Annotated in this window: 14 protein-coding genes; 7 read left to right on the top strand and 7 right to left on the bottom strand. The window is 64.9% G+C overall.

The annotated features are described in order from the left end of the window. Positions 1-12 precede the first annotated feature (12 nt). Together ACJ70B_RS03120 and ACJ70B_RS03115 are read right to left on the bottom strand one after the other, a co-directional pair. Positions 13-921: an ABC transporter ATP-binding protein gene (locus tag ACJ70B_RS03120; RefSeq protein WP_408958961.1), complete on the bottom strand. Its 909-nt coding sequence runs from the start codon at positions 919-921 to the stop codon at positions 13-15. Between the two features lie 229 nt (positions 922-1,150). Then, complete coding sequence (locus ACJ70B_RS03115) at positions 1,151-3,889, bottom strand: DNA-directed DNA polymerase (protein WP_408958960.1); 2,739 nt, start codon at positions 3,887-3,889, stop codon at positions 1,151-1,153. Positions 3,890-4,136: 247 nt separating this feature from the next. Here ACJ70B_RS03115 and ACJ70B_RS03110 point away from each other — a divergent pair, with 247 nt between their 5' ends. The 3 genes from ACJ70B_RS03110 to ACJ70B_RS03100 are packed head-to-tail and all read left to right on the top strand — an operon-like array spanning position 4,137 to position 5,350. Further along, complete coding sequence (locus ACJ70B_RS03110) at positions 4,137-4,322, top strand: hypothetical protein (RefSeq protein WP_408958959.1); 186 nt, start codon at positions 4,137-4,139, stop codon at positions 4,320-4,322. A 51-nt stretch (positions 4,323-4,373) separates the two neighbouring features. Further along, positions 4,374-4,904: a hypothetical protein gene (locus ACJ70B_RS03105; RefSeq protein ID WP_408958958.1), complete on the top strand. Its 531-nt coding sequence runs from the start codon at positions 4,374-4,376 to the stop codon at positions 4,902-4,904. Further along, the gene (locus ACJ70B_RS03100) at positions 4,901-5,350 is read left to right on the top strand and encodes a hypothetical protein (protein ID WP_408958957.1); all 450 of its coding nucleotides are present in this window, start codon (positions 4,901-4,903) and stop codon (positions 5,348-5,350) included. Before ACJ70B_RS03105 ends, ACJ70B_RS03100 begins: the two co-directional genes overlap by 4 nt. A 21-nt stretch (positions 5,351-5,371) precedes the next feature. On the opposite strand, the gene rad50 is transcribed toward ACJ70B_RS03100, so the two are convergent. From rad50 to ACJ70B_RS03085, 3 genes are all read right to left on the bottom strand, one after another. Then, on the bottom strand, positions 5,372-8,056 hold the full coding sequence (gene rad50, locus ACJ70B_RS03095) for a DNA double-strand break repair ATPase Rad50 (RefSeq protein ID WP_408958956.1): 2,685 nt from the start codon (positions 8,054-8,056) through the stop codon (positions 5,372-5,374). Continuing rightward, a complete protein-coding gene (mre11, locus tag ACJ70B_RS03090) occupies positions 8,053-9,351 on the bottom strand; it encodes a DNA double-strand break repair protein Mre11 (protein WP_408958955.1) in 1,299 nt (432 codons plus the stop codon). The genes rad50 and mre11 overlap by 4 nt, the downstream gene beginning before the upstream one ends. 196 nt (positions 9,352-9,547) lie before the next feature. Then, a complete protein-coding gene (locus ACJ70B_RS03085) occupies positions 9,548-9,817 on the bottom strand; it encodes a MarR family transcriptional regulator (protein WP_408958954.1) in 270 nt (89 codons plus the stop codon). A gap of 126 nt (positions 9,818-9,943) precedes the next feature. Between ACJ70B_RS03085 and pan1 the strand changes: the two genes are divergently transcribed. Continuing rightward, positions 9,944-11,161: a proteasome-activating nucleotidase Pan1 gene (gene pan1 / locus ACJ70B_RS03080; RefSeq protein ID WP_408958953.1), complete on the top strand. Its 1,218-nt coding sequence runs from the start codon at positions 9,944-9,946 to the stop codon at positions 11,159-11,161. Between the two features lie 196 nt (positions 11,162-11,357). Here pan1 and ACJ70B_RS03075 read toward each other — a convergent pair whose 3' ends face one another. Both ACJ70B_RS03075 and ACJ70B_RS03070 read right to left on the bottom strand, forming a co-directional pair. Beyond that, positions 11,358-11,495, bottom strand: coding sequence for a hypothetical protein (locus ACJ70B_RS03075; protein WP_408958952.1), 138 nt, complete (start codon positions 11,493-11,495; stop codon positions 11,358-11,360). A 90-nt stretch (positions 11,496-11,585) separates the two neighbouring features. Continuing rightward, on the bottom strand, positions 11,586-11,807 hold the full coding sequence (locus ACJ70B_RS03070; protein ID WP_408958951.1) for a hypothetical protein: 222 nt from the start codon (positions 11,805-11,807) through the stop codon (positions 11,586-11,588). Between the two features lie 164 nt (positions 11,808-11,971). Between ACJ70B_RS03070 and ACJ70B_RS03065 the strand changes: the two genes are divergently transcribed. From ACJ70B_RS03065 to ACJ70B_RS03055, 3 genes are all read left to right on the top strand, one after another. Beyond that, positions 11,972-12,526: a GMP synthase subunit A gene (locus ACJ70B_RS03065; protein WP_408958950.1), complete on the top strand. Its 555-nt coding sequence runs from the start codon at positions 11,972-11,974 to the stop codon at positions 12,524-12,526. Positions 12,527-12,761: 235 nt separating this feature from the next. Next, entirely contained in the window at positions 12,762-13,268 is a 507-nt protein-coding gene (locus ACJ70B_RS03060; protein ID WP_408958949.1) for an LUD domain-containing protein, read from the top strand. 1 nt (position 13,269) lies between these two features. Further along, positions 13,270-15,591 carry an LUD domain-containing protein gene (locus ACJ70B_RS03055; protein WP_408958948.1) on the top strand — a complete coding sequence of 774 codons (2,322 nt, stop codon included), beginning with the start codon at positions 13,270-13,272 and terminating at the stop codon, positions 15,589-15,591. Positions 15,592-15,603: the final 12 nt, after the last annotated feature.

The raw sequence follows: 15,603 nt of genomic DNA, 5'->3' as shown, positions 1-15,603 counted from the left end.
AGTCGAATCCGGTTACGCGGTGCCGTAGACTTCCTCGCGGACCCAGTCGTACCCCTTGTCCTCGAGTTCCTCGGCGAGTTCGGGCCCGCCGCTTTTGGCGATCTGGCCGTCGAGCATCACGTGGACGTGATCGGGCTCGACGTAGTCGAGGATGCGCTGGTAGTGGGTGATCTGAAGGATGCCGGTGCCTTGCTCGTCGCGCAAGGCGTTGATGCCGGCCGAGACGTCCTGCAGGCGGTCGATGTCGAGCCCGGAGTCGATCTCGTCGAGAACGGCGACCGACGGCTCGAGGATGGCGGCCTGCAGCACTTCGTTTTGCTTCTTCTCGCCGCCGGAGAAGCCGGCGTTGAGGTACCGCTGGGCGAACTTCTCGTCCATGTCTAGTTGCTCCATCTTCTCCTGGAGGATCTGCTGGAACTCGGCGACGCCGACCTCGCCCTCGTCCTCGGGGCCTTCCATCGGCGACGACTCGAAGCCTTCGTCCCCTTCCTCGGCCTCGACCTCCTCCTCGTCCTCGAAGAGCTCTTCGCGCTCTTCGATCTTGGCGTTCAGCGCCGTGCGGAGGAAGTTCGTCATCGTGACGCCCTCGATCTCGGCGGGATACTGGAAGCCGAGGAAGATGCCGAGCGCGGCACGCTCGTTCGGCTCGAGGTCCAGCAGGTTCCAGGTGCGCTGGTCCTCGTCAATCTCGATCTCCTCGCCGAACTCCTCGTCCTCGAGATGAAGCAGGACCTCACCCTCGGTGACCTCGTAGGCCGGGTGGCCGGCGATGACCTTCGCGGTCGTGGATTTCCCGGAGCCGTTCGGCCCCATCAGGGCGTGGATCTCGCCGGACTCGACCTCGAGATCGACGCCCTCGAGAATTTTCTCGTCGCCCTCCGCTACCTCCGCGTGCAGGTTGCTCAGTTCGAGACGTGCCATAGTACTCTGTCACTCGAAGAGTGGGTCGTATGACTGATAACGGTTTCGTATCCAATTGGATACGATTTCGATTACCCAAAATAATTTGCTGAAACAGAAACTGCCATTGTACCAGACGGCGAGTACGAGACGGGGATTTCGGCCGTCCGTTGGGTCGGTCGTCACGGATAGACGGTGTCGAACCGTTACGTACATGGACCGCCGTAAGCGATCGAGGGCACTCGAGCGATTACATGAAGCTATCCAGGCCTTTCTGTTCCTGTCCGCTTTTCACTTCGTTCCAGGAGACGTCCAGCGCCTCGAGAATGCGCTCGATCGGCCCCTTCAGGGTCTTCTCGAGCATCGTGTCGTTGTCGACCTCGAACTCGTCGGGAATCTGGTCTTCGTACTCGAAGCAGATCACGTCGGGGTCGCGCTTGAACGCACCATAGAGGGGGTCAGTTCGAGCGTCGAATTTCCCTTTGTCCTCGAGTTGCGCAAAGAACGAGGGATCGACGCGGTCGAGGTAGAGGCGCTTGGGCTTGCTCCCGCGCTGGAAGTTGGTGCCCAACAGCAGGTTGGCGTACTTCGCGCCGCGGACCTGCGCAGTGTCGGTGTCGTAGTTATCGAGGCGCTTGCCGATCCCGCCGGGAATTGCGATCTCCTCGAGCGAGACCTCACCGGCGAGTACGTCCTCAATAACGCCGTTGACGTATTCTTTGGCCCCTTCGATGTCGCCCTCGCGGACGATCATCTCGATGACCCGGTGTTGGACGTCCTTGGTGATCGGCGCGATGTCCGAGCGCTGGTACTCGAAGCCGACGATGTCGATGTCGTCGACATCTTTGCCCTCCTTCCAGGTGATGTGTCCTGCATAGCGTTTCTTCTTTCCGGCCTGGAAGAACCGCCGGTAGAGCTTCTCGAACTCGATCTGGAAACGGTGGGACTCGGCGTTCAAATCCTCTTGTGCGAAGTCGTCGTAGCGACCGTTGATGTACTCCTCGATCTCGAACGACTGCTCTATGGCCTCCGCTTTCGAGACGTCGGGGCCGAGCTCGAGCATGACCGAGTCGGTATCTCCGTAGGTGACCTGATACTGTAGCTCGTTTGCAGCGGAGTCCGTGAATTCGATCACTTCGCGCCCGGTAGCGGTGATAGCGGCTGCCGCCTCCTTATCGTAAAGTCTGAATTGTTCCCATCCCGACACGCCGTACAGCGAGTTCATGATAACTTTTACCGCGCCTTGCTGGCGGTCGTACTGCTCGTACTCGGGGGTTCCAGGCTCGTACTCGTTGCGCCGCCCCTTCTTCTCTTCGCGTTCGGCGAGCAGTTCGGTGATCATCTCGCGCATCACGCCGTCGGGTTCCTTGCGGAAGTGGATCGGCTCCGGTTCGGTTGGCGCGATGTAGGTTTCCCCGTCGTACTCGTCGGGGTCGACCTTCGTCTCGGGTGAGGCGTTGATCGTCGTCATACACATCGGGTACAGCGACTTCAGGTCGAGTACGGTGACGTTCTCCTTGACGCCCGTAATCGGCTCGAAGACGGCCCCACCCTCGTACTCCTCGCCGGCCTCCTGTTGCCCCTTCGAGGGGAGGGCAAAGCGGCCGTGGGCCTCGTGGAGGACGTACATGTCGACCGCATCGCCGGGGGTGGGCGCGTCCTCTAATTTACAGCCGACGAACGAGCGCACCTCGTCCCAGAACGGGATGATCTCCTGTTGCCGGTCGAGTTCCACGCAGAGTTCCACGTCCCGGAGGTTGTACGCGAGCAGTTGCGTGGGATCGCCTTCCCAGAGATCGCCGATATCGCCGGCGTAGCGCTCCTTGCCGACGCCGAGTTCTTCCTCGCCGACGGCGTCTAACCGATAGGAGTCGAGTTCGGAGAAGACCATCCGCTGGTAGCCATAGAGGAGGTCGAAGACGACTCGACCCTTGATATCGGGACCTCCCCAGTTGCTGCGCCAGACCTCGTCGACCCGCGAGAGCCGATCGATCGAGAGGTCGTACTCGTGGTGGGGACCGTCGAGTTCCTCGAGGCGGTCGAGGAAGTACGGCGCGTCGAAGTCCTCGAAGTTCCACCCGGTGAGAAGGTCCGGATCGGTTTCTCGAATGTAGTCGACGAAGGCCTCGAGCATCGCTTCTTCCTCCTCGAAGGCCCGGACCTCGTGGTCGATCGCGCCCTCGATCGGGTCGTAGTCCTCGATTTCGGCCGGAATCTCCCCGTCGCCGATCGGGGCCTCGTAGAGCCACATGACGTACTCGTCGCGGTAGGAGTCGTGGCTGGTCAGACAGACGATCGGCTCCTCGCCGTCTTCGGGAAAGCCCCGGCGGTCGTCGACCTCGATGTCGAACGTGTTGACGCGCGGTTCGGCGTCGACCGGGGCCGCCTCGACCTCGTCGTGGGGGACGACCAGCGAGTCGTCGTCGGCCCGGCGCTCCGGGACGCGGAGCCCGCTGCGGATGTCCTTGTCGATCAGGAACCGGTTTGGAAACAGGATGTCAGCCTCGTAGTGTTTGAAGTCGTCGCGGACCTGGCCGACATCGCGGGGCGTCTGGCCGAAGATTTTGGCCAACTTCTCACCCCGGATGCTCTCGTAGGGCTCGCCGTCCTCGCCGACCTCCCGACTGCCCGTGAGTCGGTCGTACTGCTCTTCGGGCGGCCGTTCGAGCGTCTCCGTCGGCGCGTAGAAGTACGGTTTGAACCCGACGACCTGCACGTGCTCTAAGGTACCGTCGGGCGTGCGCCCGAAGACGTGCATGATCGGTCGCTCCTCGTCGCCGTAGCCGGCGATGGTGTAGTCGACCTGCATCACGGCGAGTTCGAGTTCGCCCTGGGCCTCGGGGAGCGTTTCCTCGAGGACGTCGATCACCTCCGCGGCGTCGGAGCCGCCGTTGCCGGCGACGGCGACGGCCTCCTCGTCCGGCCGGTCGTCGGCATCGTCGGGCTCGCCGCCGAAGTCTGCGAGTCCGGTCTGGCCCGCCTCAGTCATGGTGCCGTGGTTGGCAGGCGGCGGATAAAAACCCCTGCAATCCCCGCGTGCGATCGAAGCACTGCTCGTCTGCTAATCGCGATCGGATCCCGCGACAGCACTGGGATGTATACACATGCAGCGTCGCCTGTGTGGTGTTGCGGTCTCGCTCCGCGTACTTCGATCGTCGGATGGTCGTCTAAGCGGGAGTCGACACGTTGCGGGAGCAAGAAGACATTTAACTTGGTAACACATAACACAGATATAGGTGATCGATGTGTCCACCCACGTGAACGACGACGCGACGGATCAACGCGAACCGAGCGGCATACCCGAGGGGACCGCAACGATCGAATCCTACGAGACCGACGACGGCGTCGTCTTCTACGACGCCGAAAATCCCCTTGCCTGGGTAGAGACGTCCCGAACGCTAACCCTCGCGGAACTCGCCTGAGCGGCAGTCCAAACGCGAACGCTTTTCCTATCGTTCCCCCTTCGCTCACACGTGGTGTTCGACCCGTTCGACGACGAGTCCGAGGACTGGGATCCGGACCCGGAAGCGAAGTTCGAGGACCCGGATGACGATTCGCTGACGATTCCGCGCGTAGAGACAGAGGACCTCGAGGCCGGGTCGGACGTCGAACCGTACACGGACTCGATCAGCATTCCGGCAGTCACCACCGACGAAACCGACGCGCCGACGGACCTCCTCGAGACGTTCTGGGCCGTCGTGGTGTTGCTCAACGGCGCGCTGTTTACGCTCGCGCTCGGCGCATTCTTCGTGCTTTTTAACGGTAACGTCAGCACGGGCGGGTGGCTGCTCCTCATCGGACTCATCCTCAGCGGGTTCGCCGCTCGCCGCTACAGCCAGTATCACTGGACCGCATCTGAGCGGGCGACGACCGATGAAGACGAGGCAGACGGGACAACCGAACTAGAAGAGACGACCGAGACGGACGAGCGGGCCGAAACGCTGAATACCGACGCTACCGACGCGTCCCATACGCGACCGATCGACGATTCTGACACATCATGAAAGCCGTCCAAGACGACACCGGGAAGCGCTATCTCCTTCTCAAACACTCCACCGACGCGAGTCTCGTTCGCGACCCCGAAACCGGTAACGAGTGTTACATTCAGAACGACCGCCTCGAAACCATCGACGGTGAATCGGCCCTCGAGACGGCCGCCAGAAGCGTCGACGATCCCGTGTTGACGCTGCTGACGACCGTCCACGACGAGGAGACACTTGGCCTTCTGATCGAACTCTCGGAACGCGGCCCCCTCGACGTTCGCACACTGCTCGATGCCTATGATTTCTGCGAGAGCGACCTGCACGGCCGACTCACGGTCCTCTCGGCGGCCGGCCTGCTCGCGGAGACAGATATCGGCGGCGAGCGCGGCTATCGGATCACCGAGGACTGCGAGGCTGCGCTCGCGGTGCTTCGCTCGGAACTCGTAGACGCGGCCGAACCGGAATAGGGCCGCCCACCGTCAGAGCGCTTAATCGGACGCGAGGAGGTCCGTCTCCGGCGGCTGCCCCCGTTCGAGCCGAGAGCGGTTCGACGTGGCGTCTTTCTCGACGCGGACGAGTGAGTCGGCCGCGCCGACGAGTTCCTCGTCGTGGCTGACGACGACAATCTGTTCGACGCCGAGTTTGCGCATCGATTCGACCAGCGTGACGAGTTGCGTGACGTGGCCCGAGTCGAGGAACACCGTCGGCTCGTCCAGAATAAGCGGCGGCATCGGTGCGGTCCCTTCGACCCCCTCGGCGAGGAGCCGGTAGATCGCACACCGCAGGCTGAGGTTGAACAGTGCCCGCTCGCCGCCGGAGAGCTGTTCGGGCTCTAGGGCTTCGCCGTCCTTCTGGTAGACCGTCAGCCGGTAGTCGCCGTCTAAGTCGATCGCCGCGTAGGAGTCGTTCTGATAGACCAGCTCGAAGGTCTCGTTCAACAATCGCTCTAAGGTCTCGACGTTTCGTTGGCGCAGTTGCGCCCGTAGTTCGCCGTAGGTGGTCTGCAGCGTCTCTGCCTCGTCGTACAGTGACTCGAGTCGTTCGCACCGTTCTGCGACGCTCTCGAGGCGTTCGCGGAGGCGCTCGAGTTCCTCGAGTTCGTTCTCGACGGCCCCGATGGCGTTTTGAATCTCGGTGTGCTGCTCCTCGAGGTCGGCGAGTTTCTCGTCAACCTGTTCGATGTACTCCGCCGCGTTCCGTTTGTCCGCGCGAGCGGTCTCGATCCGGTCCTCGTCGAACTCGGACTCGAGGTCGCGCTTGCGCTCGCGTTTCTCCGAGAGCGTCTCGCGGCGCTCGTCGTTCATCGTCTCCCAGTCCTGTCGCCGTTCGCGGAGGGTGTCGATTTCGGTCTCGAGGCTCGCTCGCTCGTCGGCGATCTCCGAGACGCGGCGCAGTGCCTCGAGGGACTCCTTGATCTCCCCGCGTTCGGTGTTGATCTCGCCGAGGGCGGTCCGCGCGTCGGCGACCTCGTCTTCGCGGTCCGCGGCCGCAGCTCGCTTCGCCTCGGCCTCTGACTCGTGGTCCGTGGCGTCGTCGCGAAGCCGGTCGCGCTGCTCGCGGCGATCGGCGATCGTTTCGCGTTTCTCCGCGAGGAGTTGCTCGAGGTTCTCGCGGTTCTCCTCGAGTCGGTCGACCTGCTGTTCGGCCTCTCGGAGCTCCTCGGCGCGTTCGATCCGCTCGTCGAGGTCGTCGCGTTCGGCTTCGAGGTCCTCCTGGCGCGCCTCGAGGTCGGCGAGTTCCTCCCGGCGCTCGTCTAACACGTCGACGTGGGGCGAGTCCGCGACCGGCTGGCCGCACTCGGGGCACTTGCCCTCCTCAAGCAGCCGTTCGCCCTCCTCGATCGCGCTCTCGGCGGTTCGAACGTCGGCGGTCACGTCGTTGAGCTCCGAGACGACCTCCTCGCGTTCGGCTTCGAGGTCCTCGAGGTGTGAATCAGCTTCGCCGAACGCGACCGGCGCGTCGTCGAACGTCGCGCGTGCGTCTTCGATCTGCTCCGCGAGCTTCTCGAGTTTCGCCTCGCGCTCTGCGATGGTCTCCTCGTCGGCCTCGATCCGTTCGTCGAGGTCGGCGGCCTCTTCGCGGGCCGCTTCGGCCCGCGACTCGAGGTCGTCCGCCTCCTCGCGGAGCCGCTCGATCTCGTTGGTCCCCTCGGTGATCGTCACCCGGACGTCCTCGAGGTCGTCTCGAAGTTCCTCGTCGCGGCTCTCGAGGTCGTCGAGGCGGTCCCCGACCGCCGCTTCGTCGGGATCGGTCGCCTCGAGATCGACCGTCTCGAGCAACTCGTCGCGTTCGTCGGCGAGCTCTTCGCGTCGTTCTCGCAGGTCGCGGATCTCGTCGGTCGCCGACTCGCGCTCGCGTTCGGTCTCGGAAATCTTCGCTCTAAGGTCGTCGATCTCTTCGTCGAGGTCCGCGATCTCCTCGCGGGTTTCCTCGTGGCGCTCGAGGACGTCTTCGGCCGTCTCGAGCGTTTCCTCGGCCTGTTCGCGTTGGCTCTCGTAGCGATCGATCTCCTCGTTGACGTCGGCTCGGCGCGACTCGAGGCCGTTTAGGCGCTCGTGGAGGTCCTTGTCTTCTTTTTTCTCGACCTGTTTCCGAACGTCCGCCAAAACCTCTCGCTGTCCGTCGAGGACGGTCTTGACGCCCAGCCGGGCCTCGCTGCCCCGTTCGCGGTACTCTTCTAACGCGCCCAGCTGGAGGAGGTCGTCGATCATGTCTTGACGGTCGCTCGGCGAGGCGTGGATGAGCTTGTTGACCTCGCCCTGGCGGACGTACGCGCAGTTGACGAACGCCTCGGCGTCCATCCGCAGGAGTTCGGTCACCTTGCGGCGCACGTCGCGAGCGCCCTCGATTGCCCCGTCGGGCGTCTCGAGGACGCACTTGGCCGTGGTCGCGCGGTCGCCACGCAGCTTCAGCCGGCGCTCGACGTGGTACTCGCGGCCGTCGTGGGTGAACCACAGTTCGACTTCGGCAGCCTCTTCGCCGGTCGTGATCACGTCGTCCAAGGTGCGCTCGTCTAACGCCTTCGAGCCGTAGAGCGCGAAGAAGACCCCCTCGAGCAGCGTCGACTTCCCGCTGCCGTTGACGCCGTGGACGACGGTGACGCCGCGCTCGAGCGAGAGGTCGGTGTCGCCGTAGCACTTGAAGTTCAGCAGGCGAACGCGGTCGACCCTCACGCGAAATCACCCAGCGACGCGGTGTCGGCGGTGTCGGCGGCCTCGTCTGCGTCATCGGCAGTCGTCTCGTCGTTATCCGGAGCGTCCGACTCGACGGCGGCCGCCGAATCGGCCTCGCCCTCGAGCTGGTCGGCGACCGTCGTCACGTCGTCGTCGCCCGGTTCGCGCTCCGGTGCGGGGTCGAACGCCGACTCGTCGTCCTCGAGTAACTCTCGAACGCGGCGTTCGACGGTCTCGCGGACGTTCGCGTCGGCGATGTCGTCGTTCCGGACGGTCTCGTCGATGCCGCGGGCGGCGTCGCTGAGTCCGAGTTCGCGGACGCGGTCGCGGACGGCGTCGTCCGGGTCGGCGAAGCTCACCGACACCTCTTCGTCTTCGTCGGGGAGGTCCCGTCGGTCGTTTACACGGGCGACCAGTGCGCCGCGGTCGATCGCGAGTTCCTCGACCGCGGCCGGCGTGATCGGCCGGCCCTCGCCCTCGACGGTGACGATGACGACGGCCTCGTCGAGGTCGTGCTGGCGGACGCGTTCTTGCACGCGATCGACTCCTTCGCCCTCCGCGAGTTCCACGTCGACGAAGACGAACTCGCGGGACGTGGTGAGTCCGCGGCGGCTGATCGCGATCGACTCGTCGTACTCGACGAGATTGTAGCCCCGGTCGTCGCGCTCGCTGGCGCTTGCGCGTTCGGTCGAGCCGCAGTAGGTGACCCACGTATTCAGCACTTCGGCGGTGTCGGGCGCGTGGTTGTCCCCCAGCAGGACGGCGTCGAAATCGACCGTCGACTCCTCGAGGACGGTCTCGGTGTCCCAGTCGGCGTGGGCGAAGGGTTCGAAGAGGCCGTGGCTCACGAGGGTCGTGTGGTCGGCCTCGGCGGGGATGGAATCGAAGTCGTACGCGAGGTCCTCGCGGCGCGACCGGGGGACGAAGTCCAGGCCGTAGAAGGCGACATCGTCGACGACGACCGGCTCGGGGCCGAGTCGGGTCGCCAGTCCGAGATCCGCGAAGAGATCGAGCCACTGGGCGTCGCGTTTCGATTCGTGGTTGCCGACGACGGCGAGAAAGGGGATGTCAGCGTCCGAAAGGGTCCGGAGCACGTCGACAGTGCCCTGGAGGTCGACCAGACTCGGCCGGCGGTCGTGAAAGAGATCGCCGGCATGAATCACCGCATCGACGCCCTCGGCGACCGCGTCGTCGACGACGTTTCGAAACGCCTCGAGGAAGTCACGTCGTCGCTCGGGCGAGTTGTACTGCCGGTACCCGATGTGGGTATCGCCCGTATGGATAACCCGCGTCATTGTCCCCTCGTTGGCGAGTCGCCCCTAAAGGGATTCCGTCACCGGAGTGAAAGTAAAACCGATATATCACGCAGAGTTGAACGTATTCCGTATCGATCGTCGACTGCGAGTGCTAATCTATCGGTGTCCGTTACCGGCAAAGGAGGACGATTTTCGAAGCGAACAACTCGAAACGAGACAGCAGCGACGATCGACGTTACGATTCGATCTCGAGGCTGTACAGACGCTTGCGCGCATCCGAGAACGAAAAGCGAGAGTCGATGACGTTTTGCTCGTCGAGGCGGTTCAACGCGTATCGGACTGTTCGGGAGGGCAACAGCGTCTCGTCGGCGATCTGTTGTTGGGTCATCGTGTCGTTGTACTCGAGGACCTTCGCGACGAGTTTCGCGCTGGGCGGCAGTTCGCGTACGTCGTCCCACGTTCCCCGCTCGCCAGTCTCCTGTCCAATCGACTCTGAGGCACTCATCCTACCTCCCCATTCCGAATACGAGGTGATAATATTTTCCATTCTGTTTAATGCCTTCGAGTAATATCGCGCGGTTGAGTGCACCTACCCGAAGCCTCTTAAGAACCAACACCCAAAGGGAGCGTGATGAGCGACACTGTGGACGACGTCGACCTCCCATACGACGAGGACGAGGCGTCCCAACAGGAGAAAATCCAGGCGCTCGAGGAACGGCTGGAGATCCTCGAGACGCAAAACGAGGAGATGCGTGACAAGCTCCTCGACGCCAACGCCGAGAATAACAAGTACCAGCAGAAACTCGAGCGGCTCACACACGAAAACAAGAAACTCAAACAGTCCCCGCTGTTCGTCGCCACCGTCCAGGAAGTCACGGACGAGGGCGTCATCATCAAACAACACGGGAACAACCAGGAGGCGCTGACCGAGGTCACCGACGAGATGCGCGACGACCTCGAGCCTGACGCGCGGGTCGCGGTCAACAACTCGCTGTCGATCGTCAAGCCCCTCTCGAACGAGACCGACGTGCGCGCTCGGGTGATGGAAGTCACCGAGAGCCCCGGCGTCAGCTACGAGGACATCGGCGGCTTAGAGGAGCAGATGCAGGAGGTCCGCGAGACCGTCGAGATGCCCCTCGAGAAGCCCGAGATGTTCGACGATGTGGGTATCGACCCGCCCAGCGGCGTCCTGCTCTACGGACCGCCGGGGACGGGGAAGACGATGCTCGCCAAGGCCGTGGCCAACCAGACCGACGCCACCTTCATCAAGATGGCCGGCTCGGAACTGGTCCACAAGTTCATCGGTGAGGGGGCCAAGCTCGTTCGTGACCTCTTCGACGTCGCCCGCGAGCACGAGCCAGCCGTCATCTTCATCGACGAGATCGACGCCATCGCCGCCAAGCGGACGGAGTCGAAGACCTCCGGCGACGCCGAGGTCCAGCGGACGATGATGCAACTGCTCTCCGAGATGGACGGCTTCGAGGAACGTGGCGAGATCCGCATCATCGCCGCCACGAACCGCTTCGACATGCTCGACCGCGCAATTTTGCGCCCGGGCCGCTTCGATCGTCTCATCGAGGTGCCCAAGCCGAACGCGGAGGGCCGCGAAATCATCTTCGAGATCCACACCCGCGGGATGAACGTCTCCGACGGCGTCGACTTCGCGGAACTGGCCGCCGAGGCCGAGGAGGCCTCCGGTGCCGACATCAAGGCCGTCTGTACCGAGGCCGGGATGTTCGCCATCCGCGACGACCGCACCGAAATTCAGATGGAGGACTTCCGCAGCGCCTGGGACAAGGTCCAGGCCGAATCCGAAGAGACCGAAGAGGTCTCGAAGACGTTCGCCTGAGGGTCGCGGTCCGAGGTCGACGTCGTTCGCATTTCGTTTTCGCCGCCGCCGTCCGTCGAGTGACGCGCCGAACGCATCGGTCAGCGCCGCGGCTTGAGCCTGTAGCGAGGACGAACGAGTGGAAAGGACGTGGACCGGCTCGAGTGGATCGGTCTCCCTTCGTCCGCCGTCCCGACCTCCGACGCAATCGGCGATCCTATAGCGCCCAGAAGACGAGATACGGAACGATAAACAGCGCCAGCGTCAGCACGACGAGGATTAGCCCGTACCCGATACCCGTTCCCGCCGCGGTGAGCCACGACGGATGGTCGTATTCGCCGAAATCGACTGCCATGTGCGTCTCATACCGTGACGACCGCATAAACGTACCGGTGCTCCGAGTCCGCCGCTTGGCCGCGATCCGAATCGAACGGCAACTCCCAAACTACCGATAGATGTTCTCGTACCGCTCGCGGTACTCCCGCAGGGCGAGTCGCGCCCTGCGCCGCGAGGGAAAGCCGAAGCCGACCGCCTCGCAGTCGTCGGCGTCGCACTCCCAGCGGAAGGTTCCGGAGCTGGGATCTCTCCGTACCGAGGCGTCCGTCTCGCACAGCGGACAGGTCCATCCCCACTGTACATCGCCTGCGTCCACGTTCGGACGATCCATAGGTTCTACGGCGGCATTAGATCGGTCACGGAAAAAAGCACGCCTCGAGTGAGTCACCGTTTATCAGTCACACCGAGATCGGCCGCCGCTTCGACCGTCGTTGCCGTTCGTACCGAGAGCAGTTTTCGGACCGCTTTTACCGAGTGACCCGCTACGCACACCCAATGACGAAGATCGTCGTGGTGGACAACCACGGACAGTTCACCCACCTCGAGCGCCGGGCGCTTCGCGACCTCGGCGTCGAGACGGAGTTGATCGACAACGACACGCCGCCCGCGGAGGTCGACGCCGACGGCGTCGTCCTCTCGGGCGGACCCGACATGGACCGCATCGGCCGCTCCACCGAGTATCTCACCGCCGACGTCCCGGTGCTGGGCATCTGTCTGGGCATGCAGCTAATCGCCGAGGAACTGGGCGGCCGCGTCGGCGGCGGCGAGTACGGCGGCTACGCCGACGTGAGCGTCGATATTGTCGACGAGGACGACCCCTTGGCCGGCTCGCTGCACCCGGAAACGCGAGTCTGGGCGAGCCACGCCGACGAGGTCAAGGAGCTCCCCGAGGGATTCGAATTGACCGCGAAAAGCGACGTCTGCGGCGTCGAGGCGATGAGCGACACCGACCGCGACCTCTACGGCGTCCAGTGGCACCCCGAAGTCGCCCACACCGAGGAGGGCGACGAGATCTTCGAGAATTTCCTGGCGATCTGCGAAGCGTCGTAGTCGGCGTCCTGCGGCCGGTTTTCGTGTAACTCCCGGTGAGACGAGCGAAGCGGCCGTTCGCGAGCCCTCCGTACGGCGGGCCGACAGCCCTGTGGTACCGCCGCTGGGGAGCGTCCGGTTCGCTCGATCGACACGCCTGGTCTAGTCAGCGATCCGACCAGTCGGTTGGTTCAGGCCCGTTCGCGCGCCGAATCGACCGTCAGTGTCTTGCCTGTCCGCCCAGATGTGGGTGACGATGACAGTCGACACTGTCGGGCGGTTCGAACGCGCACTCGAGGGGCTCGAGGTGGGACTCGAGCGCGTGTCGGCCGCCGACGCGACCGAGCGGATTGAGACGATCGCACAGGAGCCGGCGGTCGGCGCACCGCTGCCGTTCGATGACGTCTCGCTGCCCGAGTCGGTGACGACCGAGCCGACGGCGGCCGAACTCGAGGGGGCTCAGACGGGCGTGACGCCGGTCGGCTTCGCGATCGCGGAGTACGGCACCGTCGCCGTCGAGTCGACAAGCACCGGTGTGGAGCCGATCGGCCTCTACCCGGAGCGCCACGTCGCCGTCGTCGCCGAGAGCGACGTGGTGCCGGATATCAGCGCCGGCTTCGACCGCCTCGCGGACGGCTTCGACGACGGCCGGGACAGCGTCGTCTTCGCGACCGGCCGGAGCGCCACCGCCGACATGGGCGACCTCGTCCACGGCGTCCACGGCCCCGGCGACGTTCACGTGATCGTCGTGGAGGACCGATAAGATGGCCCAGCGCACGCGATCACAACAGGCCGATCGGATCCGGCACCTGCTCGAGACCGAAGGCGAGGCGATCCACACGCACGCGAGCGCCTCCAACGCCCGCCGGTACGAGACCTACGGCGCGACCGACGACATCGAGGCGCTGCGGACCGAGGCCCGCTCGATCAAGGAAGACGCCATCGATCGGCTCCCCGACCTGATCGAGACCGTCCGGAAGGCGGTCGAGGAAAACGGCGGCACCGTCTACGTCGCCGACGACGCCGCGGACGCGAACGCGTACGTCTCGGAGGTCGTTCGGAACGAGACCGAGGAGAACGGCGTCGCCGGGGACGGCGACATCCCGTCGGTCGTCAAGTCGAAGTCGATGACGACCGAGGAGATCGACCTCAACGACGCGCTCGCGGCCGAGGGCATCGACGTCACCGAGACCGACCTCGGCGAGTGGGTGCTCCAGGTCGCGGACGACACGCCCTCGCACATCGTCGGCCCGGCGATGCACCTCTCGCGGCCGGAGATCGCCGAGCTGTTCAACGAGCGGTTCGACCCCGACGAGCCGTTCGAGACGGCCGAGGAGCTGACCCGGTTCGCCCGCAACCACTTAGGCGAGCGCATCCGCGCGGCCGATGTGGGAATCACCGGCGCAAACTTCGTCGTCGCCGACAGCGGGACGATCACGCTCGTCACGAACGAGGGCAACGCCCGCAAGTGCGCGGTCACGCCCGACACCCACGTCGCCATCGCGGGCGTCGAAAAGCTGATTCCGACGCTGTCGGACCTCGAGCCGTTCGTCGACATCATCGCCAAGAGCGCGACGGGCCAGCCGATCTCGCAGTACGTGACGATGCTGTCGCCGCCGACGGACTCCCCGACGATCGACTTCGACGATCCAGACGAGCCGATCACGGGCGACGGGGAGTCCGCGGAGGCGGCGTCGGCTGGCGGGAACGCAGCAGGAGACCGCGACTTCCACCTCGTCCTGCTGGACAACGGCCGCACGGACATGCGCGAGGACGACCAGCTCCGGGAGACGCTGTACTGCATCCGCTGTGGAGCCTGCTCGAACTCGTGTGCGAACTTCCAGTCCGTCGGCGGCCACGGCTTCGGCGGCGAGACCTACTCGGGCGGGATCGCCACCGGCTGGGAGGCCGGCGTCCACGGCCAGGAGTCGGCCGCCGAGTTCAACGACCTCTGTACCGGCTGTACGCGCTGTGTCGACGCCTGTCCGGTCAAGATCGACATCCCGTGGATCAACACCGTCGTCCGGGATCGCGTCAACCGCAGCGGCGAGCCCGAGGCCTACGACTTCCTCGTCGACGGCCTCACGCCCGATACGGAGGAGGGCGGCCTCGACCCCGGCAAGCGCTTCTTCGGCAACATCGGCACCGTCGCGAAAGTCGCCAGCGCGACCGCGCCCGTCTCGAGCTGGCTCGCCGACGTCGGCCCCGTTCGCGGGCTGCTCGAGCGCACCCTCGGCATCGACCGGCGGCGCGACCTCCCCGCGTTCAAGCGGGAGTCGCTCGTCGACTGGTTCGAAGAGCGAGGTGGTTTTGCCGCCTCGAGCCGGCGCGCCGAATGGGCCGCGTCTCGCGGGACCGGGGCCGCCCTCGAGCGCGAGGTCGTCCTCTACCCCGACGTGTATACGAACTACGTCGACACCGAGCGCGGGAAAGCGGCCGTCCGGGCACTCGAGGCGCTGGGCGTGCCCGTCCGCGTCCCCGACCTGCCCGAGAGCGGGCGCGCGGCGCTCTCCCAGGGGATGATCGAAACGGCGGATCGGCGGGCCAGCGACCTATACGCCGCGCTGGCCGAGGAGATCGACGCCGGCCGGGACGTGGTCGTCATCGAGCCCTCCGATCTGGCGGCGATCCACCGCGAGTACGAGCGCCTGCTGCCCGCGGACTCGTTCGAGCGCCTCCGCGAGAACAGCTACGAGATCTGCGAGTACGTCTACGGCCTGCTCGAGAACGGGGCCGACCCGTCGGCCCTGTCGACCGGCGACGGCGCTGAACCGGTCGCCTACCACTCACACTGCCAGCAGCGCACGCTCGACCTCGAAGCGCCCACCGTGGCCGTCCTCGAGCGCTGTGGCTACGCGCCCGAGACCTCCGACGCAGAGTGCTGTGGCATGGCCGGCTCCTTCGGCTACAAGCGGGAGTTCTACGACCTCAGCATCGACGTCGGTGAGCGGCTAGCGGGGCAGGTCGAGGGGGCTGACACCGTCGTCGCGTCGGGGACTTCCTGTGGCGACCAACTCGAGACGCTGCTCGAGCGAGACGTGCCCCATCCGATCGAGTTGCTCGCGCCCGGCGACCAGCGACCGTAACGGGCCGCCCGT

It is taken from the genome of Natrinema sp. 74 (assembly GCF_046097095.1).
In the GTDB taxonomy this organism is placed as follows: domain Archaea; phylum Halobacteriota; class Halobacteria; order Halobacteriales; family Natrialbaceae; genus Natrinema.
This window is presented reverse-complemented; position numbering and strand designations above follow the sequence as displayed.

Coding starts and splice junctions, on each gene's coding strand:
- ACJ70B_RS03120 (WP_408958961.1), bottom strand. CDS start 921: ATGGCACGTCTCGAACTGAGCAACCTGCACGCGGAGGTAGCGGAGGGC.
- ACJ70B_RS03115 (WP_408958960.1), bottom strand. CDS start 3,889: ATGACTGAGGCGGGCCAGACCGGACTCGCAGACTTCGGCGGCGAGCCC.
- ACJ70B_RS03100 (WP_408958957.1), top strand. CDS start 4,901: ATGAAAGCCGTCCAAGACGACACCGGGAAGCGCTATCTCCTTCTCAAA.
- mre11 (WP_408958955.1), bottom strand. CDS start 9,351: ATGACGCGGGTTATCCATACGGGCGATACCCACATCGGGTACCGGCAG.
- ACJ70B_RS03085 (WP_408958954.1), bottom strand. CDS start 9,817: ATGAGTGCCTCAGAGTCGATTGGACAGGAGACTGGCGAGCGGGGAACG.
- pan1 (WP_408958953.1), top strand. CDS start 9,944: ATGAGCGACACTGTGGACGACGTCGACCTCCCATACGACGAGGACGAG.
- ACJ70B_RS03075 (WP_408958952.1), bottom strand. CDS start 11,495: ATGGCAGTCGATTTCGGCGAATACGACCATCCGTCGTGGCTCACCGCG.
- ACJ70B_RS03070 (WP_408958951.1), bottom strand. CDS start 11,807: ATGGATCGTCCGAACGTGGACGCAGGCGATGTACAGTGGGGATGGACC.
- ACJ70B_RS03065 (WP_408958950.1), top strand. CDS start 11,972: ATGACGAAGATCGTCGTGGTGGACAACCACGGACAGTTCACCCACCTC.
- ACJ70B_RS03060 (WP_408958949.1), top strand. CDS start 12,762: ATGACAGTCGACACTGTCGGGCGGTTCGAACGCGCACTCGAGGGGCTC.
- ACJ70B_RS03055 (WP_408958948.1), top strand. CDS start 13,270: ATGGCCCAGCGCACGCGATCACAACAGGCCGATCGGATCCGGCACCTG.